The sequence below is a fragment of the Streptomyces sp. NPDC007863 genome (assembly GCF_040633895.1).
Classification (GTDB): domain Bacteria; phylum Actinomycetota; class Actinomycetes; order Streptomycetales; family Streptomycetaceae; genus Streptomyces.
On sequence record NZ_JBEYEI010000017.1, the window covers coordinates 75,042 to 95,880 of the forward strand.

Below are 20,839 nucleotides of genomic sequence, written 5' to 3' on the forward strand. Positions count from 1 at the left end.
CGTCCATCGCCTATGCTGGTGGTCGCTTCGAGGGCCTTGACGGGTCGGCCGGGGCTGTTCAGTCGTGCCATGAGGAGAGGGTCGTAACCAATGCACTGCCCCTTCTGCAGGCACCCCGACAGCCGGGTCGTCGACAGCCGCACCACCGATGACGGCACGTCGATCCGACGCCGCCGCCAGTGCACCGACTGCGCCCGCCGTTTCACCACGGTGGAGACCTGTTCGCTGATGGTGGTCAAGCGTTCCGGCGTCACCGAGCCCTTCAGCCGCACCAAGGTCATCTCCGGCGTGCGCAAGGCGTGCCAGGGGCGGCCGGTCACCGAGGACGCCCTGGCCAAGCTCGGCCAGCGGGTCGAGGAGGCGGTGCGCGCCACCGGCAGTGCCGAGCTGACCACCCATGACGTGGGCCTGGCCATCCTCGGGCCGCTGCAGGAGCTCGACCTCGTCGCGTACCTGCGCTTCGCGTCCGTGTACAAGGCTTTCGAGGGACTCGAGGACTTCGAGGCCGCCATCGCGGAACTCCGCGTGCGGCCTCCCGCTGAGAACGGCGGGACCGGCACCCCCGAGGTGCCCGTTCCCGCCGGCGCCGCCGACTGACGGCGGCCCGGGCCTTCGCGGGCCCGGCCACCGGCCGCGCTGCGGCCGTGCAGACCTGCCCCGGGTGACCCGTGTGGCACCCGTGGGTCAAGCAGTACAGAACGTAGTACAGAAGACGGTGCTCTGGGATTATCTGGGCGCCAAAGGGTGTTTTGCCCGTATATGGGAGGCGGCATGACAGAGACGGCGAGCGGCCCGGCACGTGGTTCCCGCACCAAGGGAGCCAAGGCGGCGAGCAAGGGCCTGCGGATCGAGCGCATCCACACCACCCCCGGCGTGCATCCGTACGACGAGGTGAACTGGGAGCGCCGTGACGTCGTCATGACCAACTGGCGCGACGGCTCGATCAACTTCGAGCAGCGCGGCGTCGAGTTCCCCGACTTCTGGTCGGTGAACGCGGTCAACATCGTCACCAGCAAGTACTTCCGCGGGGCCGTCGGCACCCCGCAGCGCGAGACCGGTCTGAAGCAGCTCATCGACCGCATCGTGAAGACCTACACGAAGGCCGGCGAGGACTACGGCTACTTCGTCTCGCCCGCCGACGCGGAGATCTTCGAGCACGAGCTCACGTACGCCCTCCTCCACCAGATCTTCAGCTTCAACTCGCCGGTCTGGTTCAACGTCGGCACGCCGCAGCCCCAGCAGGTCTCCGCCTGCTTCATCCTGTCCGTCGACGACTCCATGGAGTCGATCCTCGACTGGTACAAGGAAGAGGGCATGATCTTCAAGGGCGGTTCCGGCGCCGGCCTGAACCTCTCCCGCATCCGCTCCTCCAAGGAGCTGCTCTCCTCCGGCGGCAACGCCTCCGGCCCCGTCTCCTTCATGCGCGGCGCCGACGCCTCCGCGGGAACGATCAAGTCCGGTGGCGCCACCCGCCGCGCCGCCAAGATGGTCATCCTCGACGTCGACCACCCCGACATCGAGAACTTCATCGAGACCAAGGTCAAGGAGGAGGAGAAGATCCGCGCCCTCCGTGACGCGGGCTTCGACATGGACCTGGGCGGCGACGACATCACGTCCGTCCAGTACCAGAACGCCAACAACTCCGTCCGCGTGAACGACGAGTTCATGAAGGCCGTGGAGTCCGGCGGTCAGTTCGGTCTGCGTGCCCGCATGACCGGCGAGGTCATCGAGGAGGTCGACGCCAAGGCGCTCTTCCGCAAGATGGCCGAGGCCGCGTGGGCCTGCGCCGACCCGGGCATCCAGTACGACGACACGATCAACCGCTGGCACACCTGCCCCGAGTCCGGCCGCATCAACGGCTCGAACCCGTGCAGCGAGTACATGCACCTGGACAACACGTCCTGCAACCTCGCCTCGCTGAACCTCATGAAGTTCCTCAAGGACGACGGCAAGGGCAACCAGTCCTTCGACGTCGAGCGCTTCGCCAAGGTCGTCGAGCTCGTCATCACCGCGATGGACATCTCCATCTGCTTCGCCGACTTCCCGACCCAGAAGATCGGCGAGAACACCCGCGCCTTCCGCCAGCTCGGCATCGGCTACGCCAACCTCGGCGCCCTGCTGATGGCGACCGGCCACGCGTACGACTCCGAGGGCGGCCGCGCCCTCGCCGGCGCCATCACCTCCCTGATGACCGGCACCTCGTACAAGCGCTCCGCCGAGCTCGCCGCGGTCGTCGGCGCCTACGACGGCTACGCCCGCAACGCCGAGCCGCACCAGCGCGTCATGAAACAGCACGCCGACGCCAACGACAAGGCCGTCCGCATGGACGACCTGGACTCGCCGATCTGGGCCGCCGCCACGGAGGCCTGGCAGGACGTGATCCGCCTCGGCGCGAAGAACGGCTTCCGCAACGCGCAGGCGTCGGTCATCGCCCCGACCGGCACCATCGGTCTCGCGATGTCCTGCGACACCACCGGTCTCGAGCCCGACCTCGCCCTGGTCAAGTTCAAGAAGCTCGTCGGCGGCGGCTCGATGCAGATCGTCAACGGCACCGTCCCGCAGGCCCTGCGCCGCCTGGGCTACCAGGAGGAGCAGATCGAGGCGATCGTCGCCCACATCGCCGAGCACGGCAATGTGATCGACGCCCCGGGCCTGAAGACCGAGCACTACGAGGTCTTCGACTGCGCCATGGGCGAGCGCTCCATCTCCGCGATGGGCCACGTCCGCATGATGGCCGCCATCCAGCCCTGGATCTCCGGCGCCCTCTCCAAGACCGTCAACCTGCCGGAGACGGCCACGGTCGAGGACGTCGAGGAGGTCTACTTCGAGGCGTGGAAGATGGGCGTCAAGGCGCTCGCGATCTACCGCGACAACTGCAAGGTCGGCCAGCCGCTCTCCGCCAAGAAGAAGGAGGACGAGAAGGCCGAGGTCACCGCGAAGTCCGAGGCGACGATCCGCGAGGCCGTCGAGAAGGTCGTCGAGTACCGCCCGGTCCGCAAGCGCCTCCCGAAGGGCCGCCCGGGGATCACCACCTCCTTCACCGTCGGTGGCGCCGAGGGCTACATGACCGCCAACTCCTACCCGGACGACGGTCTCGGCGAGGTCTTCCTGAAGATGTCGAAGCAGGGCTCGACCCTCGCGGGCATGATGGACGCGTTCTCCATCGCCGTCTCCGTCGGTCTGCAGTACGGCGTGCCGCTGGAGACGTACGTCTCGAAGTTCACCAACATGCGCTTCGAGCCGGCCGGCATGACGGACGACCCGGACGTGCGGATGGCGCAGTCGATCGTCGACTACATCTTCCGCCGCCTGGCGCTGGACTTCCTGCCCTTCGAGACCCGCTCCGCGCTCGGCATCCACTCCGCCGAGGAGCGTCAGCGTCACCTGGAGACCGGCTCCTACGAGCCGTCCGAGGACGACGTCGACGTCGAGGGCCTGGCCCAGTCCGCCCCGGTCGCCACGGAGCTGAAGGCCGTCGCCGCCCCGGCCCCGGCCGTCAAGGCCGAGGTCCCGGCCCCGAAGCAGGCGCACACCTCGGCGGAGCTCGTCGAGATGCAGCTCGGCATCAGCGCCGACGCCCCGCTCTGCTTCTCCTGCGGCACGAAGATGCAGCGCGCCGGCTCCTGCTACATCTGCGAGGGCTGCGGCTCGACCAGCGGCTGCAGCTGACACCCGTCGCGGCTGACGCGTGACTGACGAAGGGGACCGGCCCACGGCCGGTCCCCTTCGGCGTGCCCGGGGCGGGCGGGCTCAGGCGCGCGCCGAGCCCATCAGGGAGCCGAAGGACTGCGGGTCCGTGTCGAAGCCCCGCTGCAGGGGGCGGAAGGTCCAGCTGCCCGAGGCGTCGCGGACGAATTCGACGACGGTCGCGGCGGTGGCGTCGGCGGCGCCGCCGAAGTCGTCCGTCAGCAGTTCCGTGTAGCCCTCGCTGACCCGGACCGAGGCCTGGGCCGTCCCGCCGAAGGTCACCCGGCCGCCGCCCTGCTGTATCACCACGCCGACCACCACGCGGGTGTACCGCTCGGCCAGCCGGTCCAGTTCGAGCGTCATCGCCTCGTCGTAGCCGAAGCCCTGCCCCGTGCGGCTGTCGCGGAGGAGGGTGATCGTCCCGTCGGGGGAGCGCTTGCCGAAGTGGACCAGCTGCGCGGGCGTGCCGTGGGGGTCCTCGGCGGTGAAGACGGCGGCGACGAGATCCAGGTCGTGCGCGGGCGCGCCCGCCGGCGCGGGGTCCCACTTGAGCGCCACCTCCACCTTGCCGACGCCCTTGCTGAGTCCGCTCACGATGCCTCCCCTTTCCCCGTGTCCCCGTGAAGACCCTTGGCCCCGGGGCTCTCCTCATGGTGTCACGCACGTACGACAGTTGGGCGGGCCGTTCCCGCCTGCGGGGTCCGTACGCGCCGGAACTCGACGCCCGACTGGCCGGAATGGGCCGGGTCCTGACGAGGGTTCACCTCGGGTCGCCCATCTGTGGTGACGGTCTGCCGGGGCGCTCTTCGGACCCGTACGATGGCGCGGTGCTGGTCAAGTGGATTCGCTGCGCCGTCGTGGACCGTCGAGGGTTCGAGCGGGGACAGCGGAAGTGGGCGGGGCTGCTCGGGGAGCCGGGATTCCGGGGGCAGGGCGGTGGCTGGAGCCGGGCCCGTCCCGAGATCGCGCACGTCTTCTCCTTCTGGGAGAGCCGGGCCTTCTACGACTCCTTCATGGCCCGCTCGCACGACCGGCTGGCCGCCGCGCAGTCCGGTACGTACAAGGACGCACAGGTCAGGCTCTTCGATCACCGCTTCGACGTGAAGACCGGTTTCGAGCCGAAGTTCGCCGACGCGGACGTGGCGCGGGTGGCGCACTGCCGCGTCCACGAGGAGCGGGTGGAGCACTTCGCCCTGATGCAGGAGAAGGTGTGGAACCCGGCGATGGCCGGGTCGCCGGGCATGCTCCGGGGGCTGTTCGGGGAGTCGCCCGGTCACGAGTTCCTGGTGCTCTCCCTGTGGAACTCCGCGGCCGAGCACGGCAAGTACCGCGAGGAGCGGGTGGAGCGCCTCGGCCTGCGGGCCCAGACCGAGGCCGATGTGGCAGCGCTCTCGGGTGACGTGGTGCGGCTCGAACCCACCTGGACCGTCTGAGTGTTCAGCCCTGGCCGGGGCCGGGGCCGGTGGCGGGGGAGGGGCCCGTGGTGGTGGCCGGTCTGCCGGTCGGTCCCCCGTCCGGCCTCCCGTCCGGTCTTTCGTCCGGTCTTCCGGTCGGTTCGGTGAAGACGCCTGCCGTCACGGCCGCGAGCGCCGCGTCGGCCGCCTGGTCCGCGAGCCTTTCGTCGACGGCTTCGCGGGTGACGAAGAGGCGGAGGAAGAGCGGGGCGGAGACCGCGCGGACCACGGCGCCGGCGTCGGTGCCGACCGGTGCCTCCCCCCGGCCGACCGCCCGGGTCACGACCGTCTCGCAGCGGCGGAACCTCTCGCCGTAGAACGCGCGCAGGGCCTCGGCCGCGCGCGGTGACTGGAAGGCGGCGCCGACGAACGCGGTGGGTGCGGCGGCGTCCGCCGGGTCGCGGAAACCGTCGACGACCTCGTGGGCGAGGGCGCGCAGGTCACCGGCGAGGCTGCCGGTGTCGGGCGGTGTCCACGCGTCCTCCCCGGCGAGGTCGAGGGCGTCCGCCACCATGCCCTCCACGCTTCCCCAGCGGCGGTAGAGCGTCGTCTTGTGCACCCCCGAGTGTTCCGCCAGGTACTCCACCGTCAGGGAGGGGTAGCCGTGCTCGGCCAGTCCGGTCAGGACGGCGTCGCGGACGGCGGCCCGCGTGCGGGCGGTACGTCCGCCGGGGCGCCGGCTGCCGGGAGCGGGGCCGGTGTCGGGGACCTCGGTCGACTCGTTCAATTGCTACTCCCGTTGCGTTAGTGACTTCGAGTGTGCCACACTCGTCGTTAACGCGACAAGAGTTGTGTTTGACGTTTGGCCGGGAGGTGCCATGCCCGCACAGATCTCGCTCCACGACGTGACCGTCTCCCGAGGGGAGCGGATACTCCTCGACCGCGTCTCGCTCTCGGTCCGCCCCGGCGAGCGGGTCGGGATCGTGGGGGAGAACGGCGCCGGGAAGTCCACCCTCCTCCACCTCCTCGCCGGCGCCGTCACGCCGGACGAGGGCCGGGTGACCGCCCTGGCCGACGGGGGACTGCGGCTGGTCCGCCAGACCCCCGAGCTGCCCCCGGAGGACACGGTCGCCGATGCGGTCGACGCGGCCCTCGCCGACTTCCGCGCCATGGAGACGCGCCTGCGCGCCCTCGAAGCCCGCCTGCACCACGCGGCCGCCGAGGACCTCGCCGCGTACGGAGACCTGCTCACCGCCTACGAGCTCCGCGGCGGATACGAGGCCGACGCCCGCGTCGACAAGGCGCTCCACGCCCTCGGGATCGCCCACATCCCCCGGGAGCGCCGGCTCGGCAGCCTCTCCGGCGGCGAGCAGGCCCGGCTCGGCATCGCCGTCGCCGTGGCCGCCGCGCCCGAGGTCCTGCTGCTCGACGAACCCACCAACCACCTCGACGCTGCGGCCCTCGACTGGCTGGAGGAATCCCTCCGCGGCCACCGCGGGACCGTCGTCGCCGTCTCCCACGACCGCGTCTTCCTGGAGCGCGTCACCACCGCCCTCGTCGAGGTCGGCACCGACCTGCGGAGCCTCGTCCGCCACGGCGAGGGGTACGCGGGCTTCCGCGCCGCCCGCGAGGCCACCCGCCGGCGCCGCCGGCAGGAGCACGAGGAATGGCGCGCCGAGACCGAGCGCCTGGAGGCGTACGCGGAGGGCACGGCCCACGCCGTCGCGGCGGGCCGCGTCATGAAGGACAACAACAAGATGGCCTACGACCGGGCCGGCGGACGCGTCCAGGCATCCGTCTCGGGACGCGTCCGCAACGCCCGGGAGCGGCTCCGCCGCCTCAGGGAGGACCCGGTGTCCGAACCGGCCCCGCCCCTCTCCTTCACCGCACGTCCCGAGGCGGGCGCGGTCCAGGGCGAACTGCTCGCCCTGGACGGGATCCGGGTCGGCGAGCGCCTCGCGGTCGACACCCTCACCCTCCGGGCGGGCGAACGGCTCCTCGTCCACGGGGGCAACGGCGCGGGCAAGTCCACCCTGCTCCGCGTCATGGCCGGCGCCCTCCGCCCCGACCGGGGAGAGGTGCGCCGCCGCGGCCGGACCGGCTTCCTCGCCCAGGAGGTCACCGTCCCGCGGCCGGCCGAGCCGCTGCTCACCGCCTTCGGCCACGGGCTGGGGCTCGGGCTCGACGAGGAGGGCCTGACCGAACGGCTCCTGTCGTACGGACTGTTCCGGCCGGACGACCTCACCGTGCCGGTGGGCGCCCTCTCGGCGGGACAGCTGCGCAGGCTCGCGCTCGCCAGACTGCTCGCCCGCCCCGCGGACCTGCTGCTCCTCGACGAGCCCGCCAACCACCTCGCCCTCGGCCTGGTCGAGGAGCTGGAACAGGCGCTGGAGGAGTGGCCCGGCGCCGTCGTGGTGGTCTCGCACGACCGCGAACTGCGGCGCCGGTTCACCGGGCGGATACGCCGGATGGACTCCGGGCGGCTCCTCGATTGAGCCGAACGGGGCGGCTCCCTCTAGGGTCGGACCATGGCACGACCGCGGCGCATCGTCCTCGTACGGCACGGGGAGTCCGAAGGCAACGTCGACGACACCGTCTACGAACGGGAGCCCGACCACGCCCTCCGGCTCACCGCGACCGGCCGTCGGCAGGCCGAGGCGACGGGCGAGCGGCTGCGGGAGCTCTTCGGCGACGAGGCGGTCAGCGTGTACGTCTCGCCGTACCGCCGCACCCACGAGACCCTGCAGGCCTTCCGGCTGCCACCGGGGCAGGTCAGGATCCGCGAGGAGCCCCGGCTGCGGGAGCAGGACTGGGGCAACTGGCAGGACCGGGAGGACGTACGCCTCCAGAAGGTCTACCGGGACGCCTACGGCCACTTCTTCTACCGCTTCGCGCAGGGGGAGTCCGGAGCCGACGTGTACGACCGGGTCGGGGCGTTCCTGGAGAGCCTCTACCGCAGCTTCGAGGCCCCGGACCATCCGCCGAACGTCCTGCTCGTCACCCATGGACTGACCATGCGTCTCTTCTGCATGCGGTGGTTCCACTGGAGCGTGGCCGACTTCGAATCGCTGTCGAACCCGGGGAACGCGGAGACCCGGGTCCTGACGCTCGGCGAGGGCGGACGCTACCGGCTTGACCGCCCGTTCGAACGCTGGTGTACCCCGGAACCGTACGGTCCCACCGGATAGAGTGGCGCACCGATGACCGCTGACTCCTCATTCGACCGGCGCTTCGACCGCGCCCTCGCCAGTCTGCGCGGACTGGCCGTGGGGGACGCACTGGGCTCCCAGTTCTTCGTCCCCGCGCACTACCCCCTGCTGAAGCGGCGCGAACTGCCGCCGGGTTCCTGGCAGTGGACCGACGACACGGAGATGGCCTGCTCCATCCTGGCCGTCCTCGCCCGACACGACCGCATCGACCAGGACGCCCTGGCCGCCTCCTTCGCCGACCACCACGACTTCGACCGCGGTTACGGCCCCGCCGTCAACCGGATGCTCCGGCTGATCAGGGAAGGCGGCGACTGGCGCGAGCTGTCCGCGGCCCTCTTCAACGGCCAGGGATCCTGGGGCAACGGCGCCGCGATGCGCATCGCCCCGCTCGGCGCCTGGTACGCCGACGACCCCGAACAGGCCACCCACCAGGCCGAGATCTCCGCCTATCCCACCCACCAGCACCGCGAGGCCGTGGTCGGTGCCATGGCCGTCGCCGCGGCGGCCGCCCTCGCGGCCGATCCGGCCGGTCCCCCCACGCCGGAGGCGCTGCTCGACGGGGTCGTCGCCCTGGTCCCGCGCAGCGCGGTCGGCGCGGGGCTGCGCCGGGCCCGGGACATGCTGGACTACGGCGACGCCGGGACCGTCGCCGCCGTGCTCGGCAGCGGGCGGCGCACCAGTGCCCATGACACGGTGCCGTTCGCCCTCTGGTCGGCGGCCCGAGGCCTGGGCGACTTCGAGACGACGTTCTGGACGACGGCCCAGGTCGGCGGGGACGTCGACACGACCTGCGCCATCGCCGGCGGGGTGGTGGCGTCCGCCGCCGGGGGCGCGCCCCCGGCCGACTGGCTGGAGCGGACCGAGGCCCTTCCCGTCTGGGTTCCGCGGGGGACGGCCCGGAGCTGAACGCGACGGAGGTCCGGACCCGCGCGGGTCCGGACCTCCGCCGGCCGTCAGGCCACGGGGCCCGCGGCCTCGGCCTTGCCGCTGAGCGCCTCCAGGTCGCCGCGGCGGACCCGGATCACCAGGACCGCCGTCAGCAGCGCGACCGCGACCATCGCCACGGCCGCGGTGAAGGCGGTCGAGATGCCCGAGGTCAGCACCTCGTGGCTCCAGGGCGCCGGGAGCTCCTTCGTCCGCAGGAACTCGGCCCGCTGTTCCGGTGTCGCGGTGGCGAGGAAGTCCGACACCTGCCTCTCGCCCTCGGTGCGGCTCGCCGTGCCGAAGACCGTGACCAGGATGGAGAGGCCCAGCGAGCCGCCCACCTGCTGGGTCGCGTTGAGCAGGCCGGACGCGGCTCCCGCCTCGTGCTGGGCGACCCCCGAGACGGCCGTCAGGGTGAGGGTGACGAAATTGAGGCCCATGCCGAAGCCGAAGAGGACCATCGGCCCGAGGACCCCGCCGGCGTAGCCGCTGCCCGCCTCGATGAAGGTCAGCCAGAAGAGGCCGAGGCCGGTGATCGTGGAACCGGCCACCATGAACGGCTTCGGGCCCAGGGTGGGCAGGAACCGCTGCGACAGACCGGCACCGGTCACGATCGCCACCGTGACCGGCAGGAACGCGAGACCGGACGCGATCGGGGAGTAGCCGAGCACGTCCTGCACCCACAGGACGATGAAGAAGAACATGCCGAACATGGCGGCCGCGAGGCTCAGCATGATCACGTACGTCCCGGAGCGGTTGCGGTCGGCGAACATCCGCAGCGGGGTGATGGGTTCCTTCGCGCGCGACTCGACCAGCGCGAAGGCGACGAGGAGCACCACCGCGCCGGCGAACGAGCCCACCGTCAGCGGGTCCTTCCAGCCGCTCTCCGAGGCACGGATGAAGCCGTAGACCAGCGCCGCCATGCCGAGGGTGGAGGTCGCCGCACCCGCGAGGTCGAAGCGGCCGGGATGGCGCTCGGACTCGTTGATGTACCGGGGCGTGAGGAAGACGATCAGCAGGCCGATGGGCACGTTGACGAAGAGGACCCATCGCCAGTCCAGCCACTCCGTGAGCATGCCGCCGGCGAGCAGGCCGATCGCGCCGCCGCCGGCGGAGACGGCGGCGAAGACGCCGAACGCCCGGTTGCGCTCGGGACCTTCGGGAAACGTGGTGGTGATCAGGGCGAGCGAGGTCGGCGAGGCGATCGCGCCGCCCACGCCCTGCAGCGCCCGCGCGGCGAGCAGGTGCCAGGGCTCCTGCGCGAAGCCGCCGAGCAGCGAGGCGAAGGTGAAGAGCAGGATGCCGGCCATGAAGACCCGGCGGCGGCCGAGGATGTCGCCGGCCCGGCCGCCGAGGAGCAGCAGCCCGCCGAAGGTCAGCGTGTAGGCGCTGAGCACCCACGACAGATCGGTGGTGGAGAAGGAGAGCGCGTCCTGGATGTCCGGCAGTGCGATGTTCACGATCGTGGCGTCGAGGACGACCATCAACTGGCAGGCGGCGATGACCGTCAGTGCGATTCCCGGCCGGCCCCCGGAGCCGGCGAGGCCTTTCTCGGCCTGTGTGTCGACCGGAGTTGTTGTCACTATGGATCCCCCACGGAAGAATCAGTGAACGTGACCGTTCACTGGTCTTCACGGTAGTGAGTCCCCATCAGTGAACGCAACCGTTCACTGAGCGCTTCCGGTGGTTCGTTTCGGCCCCCAACGGAGAGACCCTGATGATGACTTCGCGCTCCATGGCCGCCGCTCGGCCGGACGGAGCGGTGTCCCGCAGACGCGGACCGGTGCTCGAACGCGCCATCCTGGACGCGACGCTCGACCAGCTGAGCAGCGTCGGATGGAACGGCCTGACCATGGAGCGTGTCGCGCTCGGGGCGCAGACGGGCAAAGCCGCGGTGTACCGGCGCTGGCCGTCCAAGGAAGACCTGGTCGCCGACGCCCTCCGGGCCGGACTGCCCCGCTTCGACGAGGCTCCCGACCTCGGCGGCTTCCGCGACGAGCTATACGAGCTCTGCCGCCGGGTCCGCGACGTCATGAACTCGCGCTCCGGCCTCGCCCTGCGCGCGGTCCTTCACGAGTGCGACGAGGTGGCGGCCGCACGCTTCCGCGCCCTGATCGAGACCGGTGTCGTCGGCCCCTCGAAGCAGCTCTTCGCGCGCGTGCTGGAGCGCGGGATCGCCCGCGGGGAGGTGCGCGCCGACGCCCTGGACGATCTCGTCCTCGACGTCATTCCCGCGATGATGATGTACCGCTCGAAGGTGTGCGGCAGCGAATGGCCCGACACCGAGATGGCCGACGTCATCGACCGGATCATGGTGCCGCTGGTCCGCTCGGCACCGGCCTGACCGAGCCCGCGGCACGGGGGGAGGGACGCCTGACGGGAATCCGGGTACCGCACGCGGTGCCCGGCGGCGTAACCTGTCAGGCGCCATGCCGTACGAACCTCCCACCCACACCGTCGAGCGGTCGCTCCGAGCCACCACCGGCGCCAAGATCGTCGCCGGGGTCGACGAGGTCGGACGCGGGGCGTGGGCCGGGCCCGTCACCGTGTGCGCGGCCGTCACCGGCCTGCGCCGACCCCCCGAGGGCCTGACCGACTCCAAGCTGATCACTCCGAAGCGGCGTACCGTCCTCGCCGCCGAGCTGGAGCGCTGGGTCACCGCCTACGCGCTCGGCGAGGCGTCCCCGCAGGAGATCGACGAGCTCGGGATGACCGCGGCCCTGCGCCTCGCGGCGGTCCGGGCGCTCGAAGGCCTCCCGGTCCGCCCCGACGCGGTGATCCTCGACGGCAAGCACGACTACCTCGGCAGCCCCTGGCGGGTGCGCACGGTGATCAAGGGCGACCAGTCCTGCATCTCCGTCGCCGCCGCCTCGGTGATCGCCAAGGTGCGGCGGGACGCCATGATGGCCGAGCTGGAGGAAGCCCCCGGCTGCGCCGGCTACGGCTTCGGCGCCAACGCGGGCTACCCTTCGCCCGTCCACAAGGCCGTCCTCGAAGAGTTGGGTCCCACCCCGTACCACCGGCTCTCCTGGTCCTACCTGGACGCCATGCCCCGATGGCGCCACCTCAAGAAGGTCCGCCTCTCCGCGGAGGCGGCCGCTCTGGAGAGCGGGGGCCAACTCGGCTTCGACTTCTGATCTTCCGGTCCCGGGACCTCACCGACGCGGTCCCTGCGGACCGGGGGCGCCTCTGTGCGCCCACCCGACGGTGCCGTCCGAAACGGCATTTGATAGACATCCACCCATGCCTCTCCCTCCCGAGGAGCCTCAGATTCACGAGAGCGCCCAGGGTCCTAGCGCCACCACGGCCGCCGGCCGTCCCGCGCCGACCCCACGTCCCGTACCCGGCCCCCGTTCGGCGGCCTCCCCGCGTCCCGGTGCGGCTCGCCCCGCGCCGCCGGCCCAGCGGCCCGTGCCGGGTCCGCCCGCACCCAAGAGCCCTCCGGAGAATCGTTCCGGCGGCGACAACCCGCAGCTCCAGCTCATCCCGGCTCCGGCCGACGGCGCCCTCGACGCCGCCGAGGAGGCCCTCGACCTGCTGCTCGACAGCGGCAGGTCGCCCGGCGAGGTCCTGGTGCTCACCACCGGCGAGCGCCACCCGTGGGCCGCGCACGAGCTGTCCTTCGGCGAGGCGTCCTACTGGGCCCAGCAGGACACCGTCGAGGACGTGTTCTTCGCGGACGCCGCCTCGGTGGACCGGGTGGCCGCCCGCCCCGTGGTGATCGTCGCCGTCAACGGCGGGGACGACGTGGCCGCCCGCGCCCTGCCGGTCGCCCGGTCCCGCGCGGGTGCCCTGCTCGTGGTCTGCGGAGACCCGGAGCGGGTCACCGCGCTCCTCGGCGCCGGAGTCTGACGGTCGCGTCTCCGCCGGACCGGAAGCGGCCCGGCGGAGCGGCCGGGGAGCTCAGCGCGCCGCCGCCCTGCGTAGCGGCTCGGCCGCGCCGCCGGCCGTCCGCGGCGCGAGGTGACCGAGCTCGCCGGTCGGCTCGCCCAACGCCAGCGGCGTGGAGTCCGAGCTCGGCCGGCGGCCGCCCCGGCCCTCGCCGAAGACCTGCCAGCCGGCCTTGGTGAGGGTGATGTACGCGCCGCACCGCAGCCCGTGGAGCGTGCAGGCGTCCCGGAGCCCCCACATCCAGGCCCCGTCCTCCTCCGTCCAGCGCTCGTCGCCGTCCCGGCAGTAGACGAGCACCGCCGTCCGGACGGGCGCGCGCCGCCGGAGGTCGTGCGGGACCACCCGCCGCAGATGGGCGAGGAGCGCGTTCCGGAACTCCCAGCCGTCGGCGGGGCCGGGGCGTCGCGTGAACGAGGCGCTCGCGGTGAGCCGCTCCTCGTGGTCGAGCACCGCCACGACCGCGGTCGTGGGCAGCGGGTGATGGCGGGAGTGCAGTCCGCTCACGATCTCACGAGGACTGCGCAGCAAGGGAATTCCGGCCCCGGCCCAGTCGGCCGGCTCCAGCATCCGGGCGAGACGGCTCGCCGAGGCGGAGCTCGAGCCGAGCGAGGTGGTGGACGGAGCGAATCCGAGGGTCACGGTCCTCCCTTCGGATACGCGCCCGCGAGGCGGGCAAGGTCGGGTGAGGGCGCAGCACGGCACAGTCCTTCCGGACCGCTTCGAGCCGTGTGGGGCGGTTCCCCAATTCTGGCGTGGCCCGAGCGGGGGCGGCAACGAGCAATTGAGGCGGCTGACGGTAATGAACCGTTATGCCACTGATATCCCTGCCCAGTTACCCGGTATTCACTCGCCGTTTCCCGACCCTTCTCATCCCTGGACGGCGAGGACCAAAGGAAAGACTCCTTCCGCTCCCGAGCGCCGCAGCAGCCGCGCGGCCACGGCGAGGGTCCAGCCCGTGTCGGACAGGTCGTCCACCAGGAGCACCGGGCCGCCCGCCGAGGCCACCCGCTCCGCGAGCGCGGGCGGTACCTCCAGGGCCCGGTGGAGGCCGATGACGCGCTGGGCGCTGTTGGTGCGCGACAGCCGCAGGTCCTCCGCCTCGGGGGCGTACTCCACCGCTCCGAGCAGGGGCATCCGGCCGATTTCGGCGATCCGGGCACCGAGCGAGCCGACCAGGGCGGGCCGCCGCCGCGAGGCGACCGTCACCACCCCGGCGGGCCGCGCCGGCGCGTCGGAGGCACCGGAGGCCCAGCCGCCGGGCCCCTTCGCCCAGTCGGCGAGCACCTGGACCACCGCCTGCACCACGTCGTCCGGCACCGGGCCGTCCGGCGCCGTGTCGGCCAGCAGAGGCCGGAGCCGGTTCCCCCAGCCGATGTCCGAGAGGCGTCCGAGGGCGCGGCCGCCGAAGGCCTGCTCACCGGCCGGGATCCGGCCCTTCAGGTCGACGCCGGCGGCGGCCAGGCCCGTCGGCCACATCCGGCGGGGCTCCACGTCCACGCCCGGGCGGCCCAGCTCGCCCTTGGCGGCGTCCAGCGCCGCGTCCGTCACCTTGGGGTCGAACCGAGGACCCGCGCAGTTGTCGCAGCGGCCGCAGGGCGCGGCCTCCTCGTCGTCCAGCCGGCGCCGCAGGAACTCCATCCGGCATCCGGTCGTGGTGGCGTACTCGCGCATCGCCTGCTGCTCCGCCGACCGCTGCTCGGCCACCCACGCGTACCGCTCGGTGTCGTAGACCCAGGGCCGTCCGGTGCTCTCCCAGCCGCCCTTGACGCGGTGGACGGCCCCGTCCACGTCGAGGACCTTGAGCATGGTCTCCAGGCGGGTCCGGCGCAGCTCGACCAGCGGCTCCAGCGCGGGCAGCGACAGCGGCCGGCCCGCGGCGGCGAGGACGTCCAGGGTCCGGCGCACCTGCTCCTCGGGCGGGAAGGCGACGGAGGCGAAGTACCGCCAGATCGCCTCGTCCTCCTTGCCGGGGAGCAGCAGCACCTCCGCGTGCTCCACGCCTCGCCCGGCACGGCCGACCTGCTGGTAGTAGGCGATCGGCGAGGAGGGCGACCCGAGGTGGACGACGAAGCCGAGGTCCGGCTTGTCGAAGCCCATGCCGAGCGCCGAGGTCGCCACCAGCGCCTTGACGCGGTTCGCCAGCAGGTCGTCCTCGGCCTGCTGACGGTCCGCGTTCTCCGTCCGCCCGGTGTACGAGGCGACCGTGTGGCCGCACTGGCGGAGGTGGGCGGTGACCTCCTCGGCGGCCGCGACGGTCAGCGTGTAGATGATCCCGGAGCCGGGCAGCTCGTCGAGGTGGTCGGCGAGCCAGGCGAGCCGATGGGCCGCGTCGGGCAGGGTGACCACGCCGAGGCTGAGGGACTCGCGGTCCAGCGGGCCGCGCAGGACGAGGGCGTCGGTGCCCGCGCCGGTGCCGAGCTGCTCGGCGACGTCCGCGGTCACCCGGGCGTTCGCCGTCGCGGTGGTGGCGAGCACCGGCACGCCGGCCGGGAGGTCGGCCAGCATGGTGCGCAGCCGCCGGTAGTCGGGCCTGAAGTCGTGGCCCCAGTCGGAGATGCAGTGTGCCTCGTCCACCACGAGGAGACCCGTGGCGGCGGCCAGCCGCGGCAGGACCTGGTCGCGGAAGTCCGGGTTGTTGAGCCGCTCGGGGGAGACGAGCAGGACGTCGACCTCGCCTGCCGCGACCTCGTCCTGGACGCTCTCCCACTCCTCGGTGTTCGACGAGTTGATCGTGCGGGCGCGGATGCCCGCCCGGGCCGCCGCGTCCACCTGGTTGCGCATGAGGGCGAGCAGCGGGGAGACGATGACCGTGGGCCCGCTGCCGCGCTCGCGCAGCAGGGAGGTCGCGACGAAGTAGACGGCGGACTTGCCCCAGCCGGTCCGCTGCACCACGAGCGCCCGGCGGTGGTCGGCGACCAGCGCCTCGATGGCGCGCCACTGGTCCTCGCGGAGTCTCGCCGTGCCGGTCGGGTCTCCGACGAGTCGGGCCAGTACGGCGTCGGCGGTGGCGCGGAGCGCGGCGCGGTCTTCCGGGCGTGCTGCGTGGGTCATGCGTCCATGCAACCCGATGCCTCGGACATTCGGCGAACCGGGCAGAGATCTGTGGACAGTGCATATCGGATCATCTGACTGTATCTGCGGAGTTATCCACAGGGGTTGTCGGAAATCGGAGATCACGAGACGGTCCTCGCCATGAACGCGAACCACCACGAGATCAACGCATCCACCCGAGGCCGCCAGATCACCCTGCGCAGTCCCTCCGAGCTCGCCGACGCCCTGCCGTTCGTGCTCGGCTTCCACCCGACCGACTCCGTCGTGCTCGTCGCCCTGCACGGAGCGAACGGCCGCTTCGGCGGCCGGATCAGGGTCGGCATTCCCCGCTCGCCCGGCGAGTGGGACTCCACCGCCGACCACCTCGCCGAATGCCTCGTCGAGACGTCCGCCAAGCGCACCACGCCACCCGACGGCATCGTCGGCTTCCTCTGCCAGGACCCCCGGCCCGGCGAGACCGCACGGCAGGTCCACGAGCGGCTGCGGCCCCTCGCCCAGCGCCTGCGGACCGCCTGCGGAGCCCTCGACATCCCCGTCTACGAGGTGCTGTGCATCTCCGACGGCCGCCACTTCTCGTACTGCTGCCCCGACACCCGCTGCTGCCCGCCGGAGGGCACCCCGCTCGCCCTCGCCGGCACCTCGGTCATGGCGGCGGCCGCCGCCTACGCGGGCATCCGGGTACGGGGCTCGCTGAGGGAGATGGAGGCCTCCTTCAGGCCCACCGGGGCACCCGGCGACACGGAGCAGCGCGCCGCCCTCGACGCGGCCGCGGCCGCGATCGTCCCCCGCGTCGTCGACGGCGCGGAGGAGCACCTCAGGGCGGAGCTCCGCGAGACCACCCTGGCCCTCGCCGGCCGGCTCCTCGGCAGGTTCGCCGAACCGCCGCGCCGGATCGGGGAGGACGGCGCCCGCCGGGGCCGGGCCGCGATCGAGGCGGACGACGACGCCCGCGTCGACCCCGGTGAGGCGGCGGCCCTGATCCTGGGGCTCCAGGACCGCGTCACCCGCGACCGGCTCGCCGAGTGGATGGAGGGGGCCGAAGGCGCCGCGGCCGTGCGGCTGTGGCGCGTCCTCGCCCGGCGCTGTGTCGCCCCCTACGAGGAGTACGCCGCCGCGCCCCTGACCCTCGCCGGCTGGGCCGCCTGGTCGACCGGCGACGAACCCACCGCGCGCGTCGCCCTCGGTCTCGCCCTCCAGGCCGATCCCGAGTACGTCTTCGCGAGGCTGCTGCACCAGGCGTGCAACGAAGGCCTCGACCCCGAGTCGCTGCGCGCCTGTCTGCGCCAGGAGAAGGAGGACCGCGCCGCGGCGGCCGGGAGGGACGTGGCCCCCGCCCGCGTCGCCCGGACGCGCACCCGGACCCGCACGCGGGGAGTGCGCGCCGCCGGTTCGAGGCCGCTGCTCCCGCGAGCGGTTCACGACGGCTCCCCGCGGGAGCGCGGGAGGGAGCGGGGGAGGCCCGGCGTCCGGCCCGCCGGACGGGCCGCGACCCGGCCCGGAAGGCCCGCCCCGCACCACGGCGGGCGGCGCGGGACGAGGAGCGGCCGATGACGGCCGTGACCCCGCGCACCACCGGACCGTTCACCTCTGTGGCGGAGCCGGGCGAGCCGAGCCGCCGACACCCCGCCGGCCGTCCGGATCGCACAGAGAGCACGCCACACCTCCCATGGTCCTCAGCCCTGTCCCGGCCCCCGGACACCCGACCGAACACCCCACCAGGAAGCCGCCCGTGGGCGGCACCCCCGGGATTCACGGGCCGCGCCCCGGAGAACTCCCCCCGGTCCACGACGCCCTGCTCTGCGTCGCCCTGCCCGCCTTCGCCGTCTCGCCCGAGCACGGCCAGCTCACCGGGCACGGACCGGAGGGCGTCTACGCCTCCGGGCGACGGCTCCTCTCCCGCAGCGTCCTGCGGGTCGCCGGACGCGAGCCCGTCCCCCTCCAGGGACGGCTCGCCGCGGCCGACCGGGCCGTCTTCGTCGGCGCACTCCGCGTCCCCGGTGACACCGGCCCCGACCCCGGCGTCACCGTCGAGCGCTCCCGGGGCGCCGACGGAACCGAGCGGATCACCCTCCGCAGCGCGGTCCCCCGCCCCGTCCGCGTCCCGGTGGAGGTCGCTCTGGGCACGGATCTCGCGGAGCTGGGCGCGATCGCGTCCGGCCGGCCCCGCCCCGAACTCAGGCCCAGCGTCCACGGCACCGGACTCCGCTGGACCGCCCCCGACGGCCGCTCCGTGGCCGTCACCGCCGACCCCCCGCCGACGGACGCCCTGGCGGCGGCCGGAGTCCTCCGCTGGGAAACCGACCTCGCCCCCGGCACCACCACCACCCTCCACCTCCGTGTCCAGGCCGAGCGGACCCCCGGCGTCGCCGCGCCCGCCGGGGGTGCCCGCCCCGGTGGACAGCTGCTCCCCGACGCCCAGGCGGAGGGCGACGACCACCGGACGGGCGCGCTGCTCCGCGCCTCCGTCGAGGACCTGCGGGCCCTCCTCCAGCGCGACCCCGCCCACCCCGCCGACGTCCACCTCGCGGCCGGAGTCCCGTGGCGGTGCGGGCCCGTCACCGCGGAAGCCCTCTGGGCGGCCCGCATGGCCCTGCCGCTCGGCACCCGGCTCGCCGCCGCCACCCTGCGCGCCCTCGGCCGCACCCAGGTCGCCGGCGGCACCGAATCCGGGCGCGTCCCCGGCCCGCTGCGGGACGCGGGACCGCACCTCCCGCCCCGCTGCACCGGCGTCGAGGCCACCCTCGCCTTCCCCGTCGTGCTCGCCGAAGCCCGCCGGTGGGGCCTCCCGGCCGCCGAGCTCGACGAGCTCCTTCCGGTGGCGGAGCGCTGCCTCGGCTGGCTGCGCCGCGGGCTCGACGCGGACGGGCTCCTGCCGGACCCGGCGCCCGGCGGCCCCTGGCGGGCCGAGACACAGGCCCACGCGCACCGGGCCGCCCTGCTCGGGGCCGACCTCCTCGACTCCTGCGGACGCGCCGGCGGGGAGGAGCTCCGGGCCGCCGCCCGCACGCTGCGCACCCGCTTCCGTGCCGAGTTCTGGATCGACGACCTGTCCGGCGGCCGGCCCGCCGCCGCCCGGTCGGCGGAGGGACGTTCCTGGCCCCAGCTCGGCGGGTGGGCCGCCCACCTCCTCGACACCGGGCTCCTCGACGGCGGCCGGTACGCCCAGGGGCTGCTCGACCGGACGGAGACCGAACAGCTCGCGCGGCTGCTCGGCACCCCCGCGCTCGACTCCGGCTGGGGGCTGCGCAGCCTGGGCGCCAAGGAACCCGGCCACAACCCCTTCGGGCACCGGGCCGGCGCCGTCCGGGTCCACGAGACGGCCGTCGCCGTCGCCGGACTGGCGGCCGCCGGATACGAGAAGGAGGCCGTGTCCCTGCTCCGCGGCCTCCTCGACGCCGCCGAGCTCTTCGGCCACCGGCTGCCCGAGATGTACGCGGGCGAGCAGCGCACCACGGGTACGCGCCCCGTGCCGCACCCGGCAGCCTGCCGGCCCGCGGCCGTCGCCGCCGCCGGAGCGGTCCACGCGCTCGCCGCCCTGGCCGGGATCCGGCCCGACGCCCCCGGCCGGACGGTCGCCGTGCACCCCATGGCCTCCGCGCCGCTCGGAGCGCTCCGGCTCTCCGGGCTCGTCGTCGCCGGGGAACCCTTCGCCGTGCGGGTCAGCCGTCTCGGGCTCGGTATGGTCGAGGAGGCCGCCGAGTCTCTGCAACTGGGGGTGTGACGCATGCCGGACACGGAGACGAGAAAGCCCTCCCGGCCGGGGGAGGAGGCCGAAGGCGGAGAGCGCACGACGCGTGTTTATCGTCAAAGGGACGACTATGATCGCGGCATGCCCTACGACCCGTCGGCCTTCCCGCCCTTCGCTGTCACCGTCGACCTGGTCGTCCTCACCGTGCGGAGCCACGCGCTGTGCACCCTGGTCGTCCGCAGGGGAGAGGAGCCCTTCCAGGGGAGATGGGCGCTGCCGGGAGGCTTCGTCCGTGACGACGAGGACCTCGGCGCCGCCGCCGCGCGCGAGCTGGCCGAGGAGACCGGGCTGCGCGCCCACGACCCGTCGGCGCCGTCACCGGTGCCGGACAACGGCGCGCACCTGGAGCAGCTCGCGACCTACGGAGCCCCCGCGCGCGACCCGCGGATGCGGGTGGTGAGCGTCGCCCATCTCGCGCTCGCCCCGGACCTGCCCGCGCCGCGGCCGGGGGGCGACGCCAACAGCGCGCGCTGGGCACCCGTGGAGAAACTGCTCGCCCAGGCGTGGGTCGCCGACCCCGGCTCCCCGGACGCGCTCGCCTTCGACCACGCCCAGATCCTCTCCGACGGGGTGGAGCGGGCCCGCTCGAAGATCGAGTACTCCTCGCTCGCCACGGCGTTCTGTCCGCCGGAGTTCACCGTCGGCGAGCTGCGCCGGGTGTACGAGGCGGTCTGGGGCGTCACGCTCGACCCCCGCAACTTCCACCGCAAGGTCACCGGCACCCCCGGCTTCCTCGTCCCGACCGGGGGAACCACGACCCGTCAGGGAGGGCGCCCCGCCCAGCTGTTCAGGGCCGGCGGAGCGACCCTGCTCAACCCGCCGATGCTGCGCCCCGAGGTCTGAGGAGCCGCTGCCTCCGCCGCCCCCGGGGCGGCAACCCTGCGGGAAAAGTCCGAAATCTAACGTTATCTTGCTGCGATAGCGCCGCCCTGCCG

Annotated in this window: 17 protein-coding genes; 12 read left to right on the plus strand and 5 right to left on the minus strand. The window is 73.3% G+C overall.

Going from position 1 to position 20,839, the window contains the following annotated elements:
- The first annotated feature begins 90 nt into the window (after positions 1–90).
- Together nrdR and ABZ621_RS25620 are read left to right on the plus strand one after the other, a co-directional pair.
- A complete protein-coding gene (gene nrdR / locus ABZ621_RS25615; RefSeq protein WP_030495087.1) occupies positions 91–597 on the plus strand; it encodes a transcriptional regulator NrdR in 507 nt (168 codons plus the stop codon).
- 174 nt (positions 598–771) lie between these two features.
- Positions 772–3,669: a vitamin B12-dependent ribonucleotide reductase gene (locus ABZ621_RS25620; protein ID WP_360608369.1), complete on the plus strand. Its 2,898-nt coding sequence runs from the start codon at positions 772–774 to the stop codon at positions 3,667–3,669.
- 81 nt (positions 3,670–3,750) lie between these two features.
- Here the strand turns inward: ABZ621_RS25620 and ABZ621_RS25625 are convergent, their stop codons facing one another.
- Positions 3,751–4,281, minus strand: a complete 531-nt coding sequence (locus tag ABZ621_RS25625; RefSeq protein ID WP_360608371.1) for a TerD family protein — start codon at positions 4,279–4,281, stop codon at positions 3,751–3,753.
- Between the two features lie 233 nt (positions 4,282–4,514).
- Here ABZ621_RS25625 and ABZ621_RS25630 point away from each other — a divergent pair, with 233 nt between their 5' ends.
- Positions 4,515–5,120 (plus strand): YdbC family protein, encoded by a 606-nt coding sequence (locus tag ABZ621_RS25630; protein WP_360608373.1) that lies wholly within the window; start codon positions 4,515–4,517, stop codon positions 5,118–5,120.
- Between the two features lie 4 nt (positions 5,121–5,124).
- Here ABZ621_RS25630 and ABZ621_RS25635 read toward each other — a convergent pair whose 3' ends face one another.
- Positions 5,125–5,868: a TetR/AcrR family transcriptional regulator gene (locus tag ABZ621_RS25635; RefSeq protein ID WP_360608375.1), complete on the minus strand. Its 744-nt coding sequence runs from the start codon at positions 5,866–5,868 to the stop codon at positions 5,125–5,127.
- Positions 5,869–5,959: 91 nt separating this feature from the next.
- Between ABZ621_RS25635 and ABZ621_RS25640 the strand changes: the two genes are divergently transcribed.
- The 3 genes from ABZ621_RS25640 to ABZ621_RS25650 are packed head-to-tail and all read left to right on the plus strand — an operon-like array spanning position 5,960 to position 9,196.
- On the plus strand, positions 5,960–7,576 hold the full coding sequence (locus tag ABZ621_RS25640) for an ATP-binding cassette domain-containing protein (protein WP_360608377.1): 1,617 nt from the start codon (positions 5,960–5,962) through the stop codon (positions 7,574–7,576).
- A 33-nt stretch (positions 7,577–7,609) separates the two neighbouring features.
- Positions 7,610–8,269, plus strand: coding sequence for a histidine phosphatase family protein (locus ABZ621_RS25645; protein WP_360608379.1), 660 nt, complete (start codon positions 7,610–7,612; stop codon positions 8,267–8,269).
- 12 nt (positions 8,270–8,281) lie between these two features.
- Positions 8,282–9,196: an ADP-ribosylglycohydrolase family protein gene (locus tag ABZ621_RS25650; RefSeq protein WP_360608381.1), complete on the plus strand. Its 915-nt coding sequence runs from the start codon at positions 8,282–8,284 to the stop codon at positions 9,194–9,196.
- 47 nt (positions 9,197–9,243) lie between these two features.
- On the opposite strand, the gene ABZ621_RS25655 is transcribed toward ABZ621_RS25650, so the two are convergent.
- Entirely contained in the window at positions 9,244–10,797 is a 1,554-nt protein-coding gene (locus ABZ621_RS25655; protein ID WP_360608383.1) for an MFS transporter, read from the minus strand.
- Between the two features lie 134 nt (positions 10,798–10,931).
- Here ABZ621_RS25655 and ABZ621_RS25660 point away from each other — a divergent pair, with 134 nt between their 5' ends.
- The 3 genes from ABZ621_RS25660 to ABZ621_RS25670 all read left to right on the plus strand — a co-directional run bounded on the left by ABZ621_RS25660 (position 10,932) and on the right by ABZ621_RS25670 (position 13,066).
- Positions 10,932–11,558 (plus strand): TetR/AcrR family transcriptional regulator, encoded by a 627-nt coding sequence (locus tag ABZ621_RS25660; protein WP_360608385.1) that lies wholly within the window; start codon positions 10,932–10,934, stop codon positions 11,556–11,558.
- Between the two features lie 85 nt (positions 11,559–11,643).
- Complete coding sequence (locus ABZ621_RS25665) at positions 11,644–12,351, plus strand: ribonuclease HII (RefSeq protein WP_360608387.1); 708 nt, start codon at positions 11,644–11,646, stop codon at positions 12,349–12,351.
- Between the two features lie 106 nt (positions 12,352–12,457).
- Positions 12,458–13,066 carry a hypothetical protein gene (locus tag ABZ621_RS25670; RefSeq protein WP_360608389.1) on the plus strand — a complete coding sequence of 203 codons (609 nt, stop codon included), beginning with the start codon at positions 12,458–12,460 and terminating at the stop codon, positions 13,064–13,066.
- 51 nt (positions 13,067–13,117) lie between these two features.
- On the opposite strand, the gene ABZ621_RS25675 is transcribed toward ABZ621_RS25670, so the two are convergent.
- Complete coding sequence (locus tag ABZ621_RS25675) at positions 13,118–13,744, minus strand: hypothetical protein (protein WP_360608391.1); 627 nt, start codon at positions 13,742–13,744, stop codon at positions 13,118–13,120.
- A 228-nt stretch (positions 13,745–13,972) separates the two neighbouring features.
- On the minus strand, positions 13,973–16,156 hold the full coding sequence (locus ABZ621_RS25680) for a RecQ family ATP-dependent DNA helicase (RefSeq protein WP_360608393.1): 2,184 nt from the start codon (positions 16,154–16,156) through the stop codon (positions 13,973–13,975).
- A gap of 141 nt (positions 16,157–16,297) precedes the next feature.
- Between ABZ621_RS25680 and ABZ621_RS25685 the strand changes: the two genes are divergently transcribed.
- The 3 genes from ABZ621_RS25685 to ABZ621_RS25695 all read left to right on the plus strand — a co-directional run bounded on the left by ABZ621_RS25685 (position 16,298) and on the right by ABZ621_RS25695 (position 20,747).
- The gene (locus ABZ621_RS25685; RefSeq protein ID WP_360608395.1) at positions 16,298–17,707 is read left to right on the plus strand and encodes a DUF4192 domain-containing protein; all 1,410 of its coding nucleotides are present in this window, start codon (positions 16,298–16,300) and stop codon (positions 17,705–17,707) included.
- A gap of 178 nt (positions 17,708–17,885) precedes the next feature.
- Positions 17,886–19,877, plus strand: a complete 1,992-nt coding sequence (locus ABZ621_RS25690; protein WP_360608397.1) for a glycogen debranching N-terminal domain-containing protein — start codon at positions 17,886–17,888, stop codon at positions 19,875–19,877.
- 108 nt (positions 19,878–19,985) lie between these two features.
- On the plus strand, positions 19,986–20,747 hold the full coding sequence (locus ABZ621_RS25695; RefSeq protein ID WP_360608399.1) for an NUDIX domain-containing protein: 762 nt from the start codon (positions 19,986–19,988) through the stop codon (positions 20,745–20,747).
- The last annotated feature ends 92 nt before the right edge of the window (positions 20,748–20,839 follow it).

Coding starts and splice junctions, on each gene's coding strand:
- ABZ621_RS25620 (WP_360608369.1), top strand. CDS start 772: ATGACAGAGACGGCGAGCGGCCCGGCACGTGGTTCCCGCACCAAGGGA.
- ABZ621_RS25640 (WP_360608377.1), top strand. CDS start 5,960: ATGCCCGCACAGATCTCGCTCCACGACGTGACCGTCTCCCGAGGGGAG.
- ABZ621_RS25685 (WP_360608395.1), top strand. CDS start 16,298: ATGAACGCGAACCACCACGAGATCAACGCATCCACCCGAGGCCGCCAG.
- ABZ621_RS25695 (WP_360608399.1), top strand. CDS start 19,986: ATGCCCTACGACCCGTCGGCCTTCCCGCCCTTCGCTGTCACCGTCGAC.
- ABZ621_RS25665 (WP_360608387.1), top strand. CDS start 11,644: ATGCCGTACGAACCTCCCACCCACACCGTCGAGCGGTCGCTCCGAGCC.
- nrdR (WP_030495087.1), top strand. CDS start 91: ATGCACTGCCCCTTCTGCAGGCACCCCGACAGCCGGGTCGTCGACAGC.
- ABZ621_RS25670 (WP_360608389.1), top strand. CDS start 12,458: ATGCCTCTCCCTCCCGAGGAGCCTCAGATTCACGAGAGCGCCCAGGGT.
- ABZ621_RS25650 (WP_360608381.1), top strand. CDS start 8,282: ATGACCGCTGACTCCTCATTCGACCGGCGCTTCGACCGCGCCCTCGCC.
- ABZ621_RS25645 (WP_360608379.1), top strand. CDS start 7,610: ATGGCACGACCGCGGCGCATCGTCCTCGTACGGCACGGGGAGTCCGAA.
- ABZ621_RS25660 (WP_360608385.1), top strand. CDS start 10,932: ATGATGACTTCGCGCTCCATGGCCGCCGCTCGGCCGGACGGAGCGGTG.
- ABZ621_RS25680 (WP_360608393.1), bottom strand. CDS start 16,156: ATGACCCACGCAGCACGCCCGGAAGACCGCGCCGCGCTCCGCGCCACC.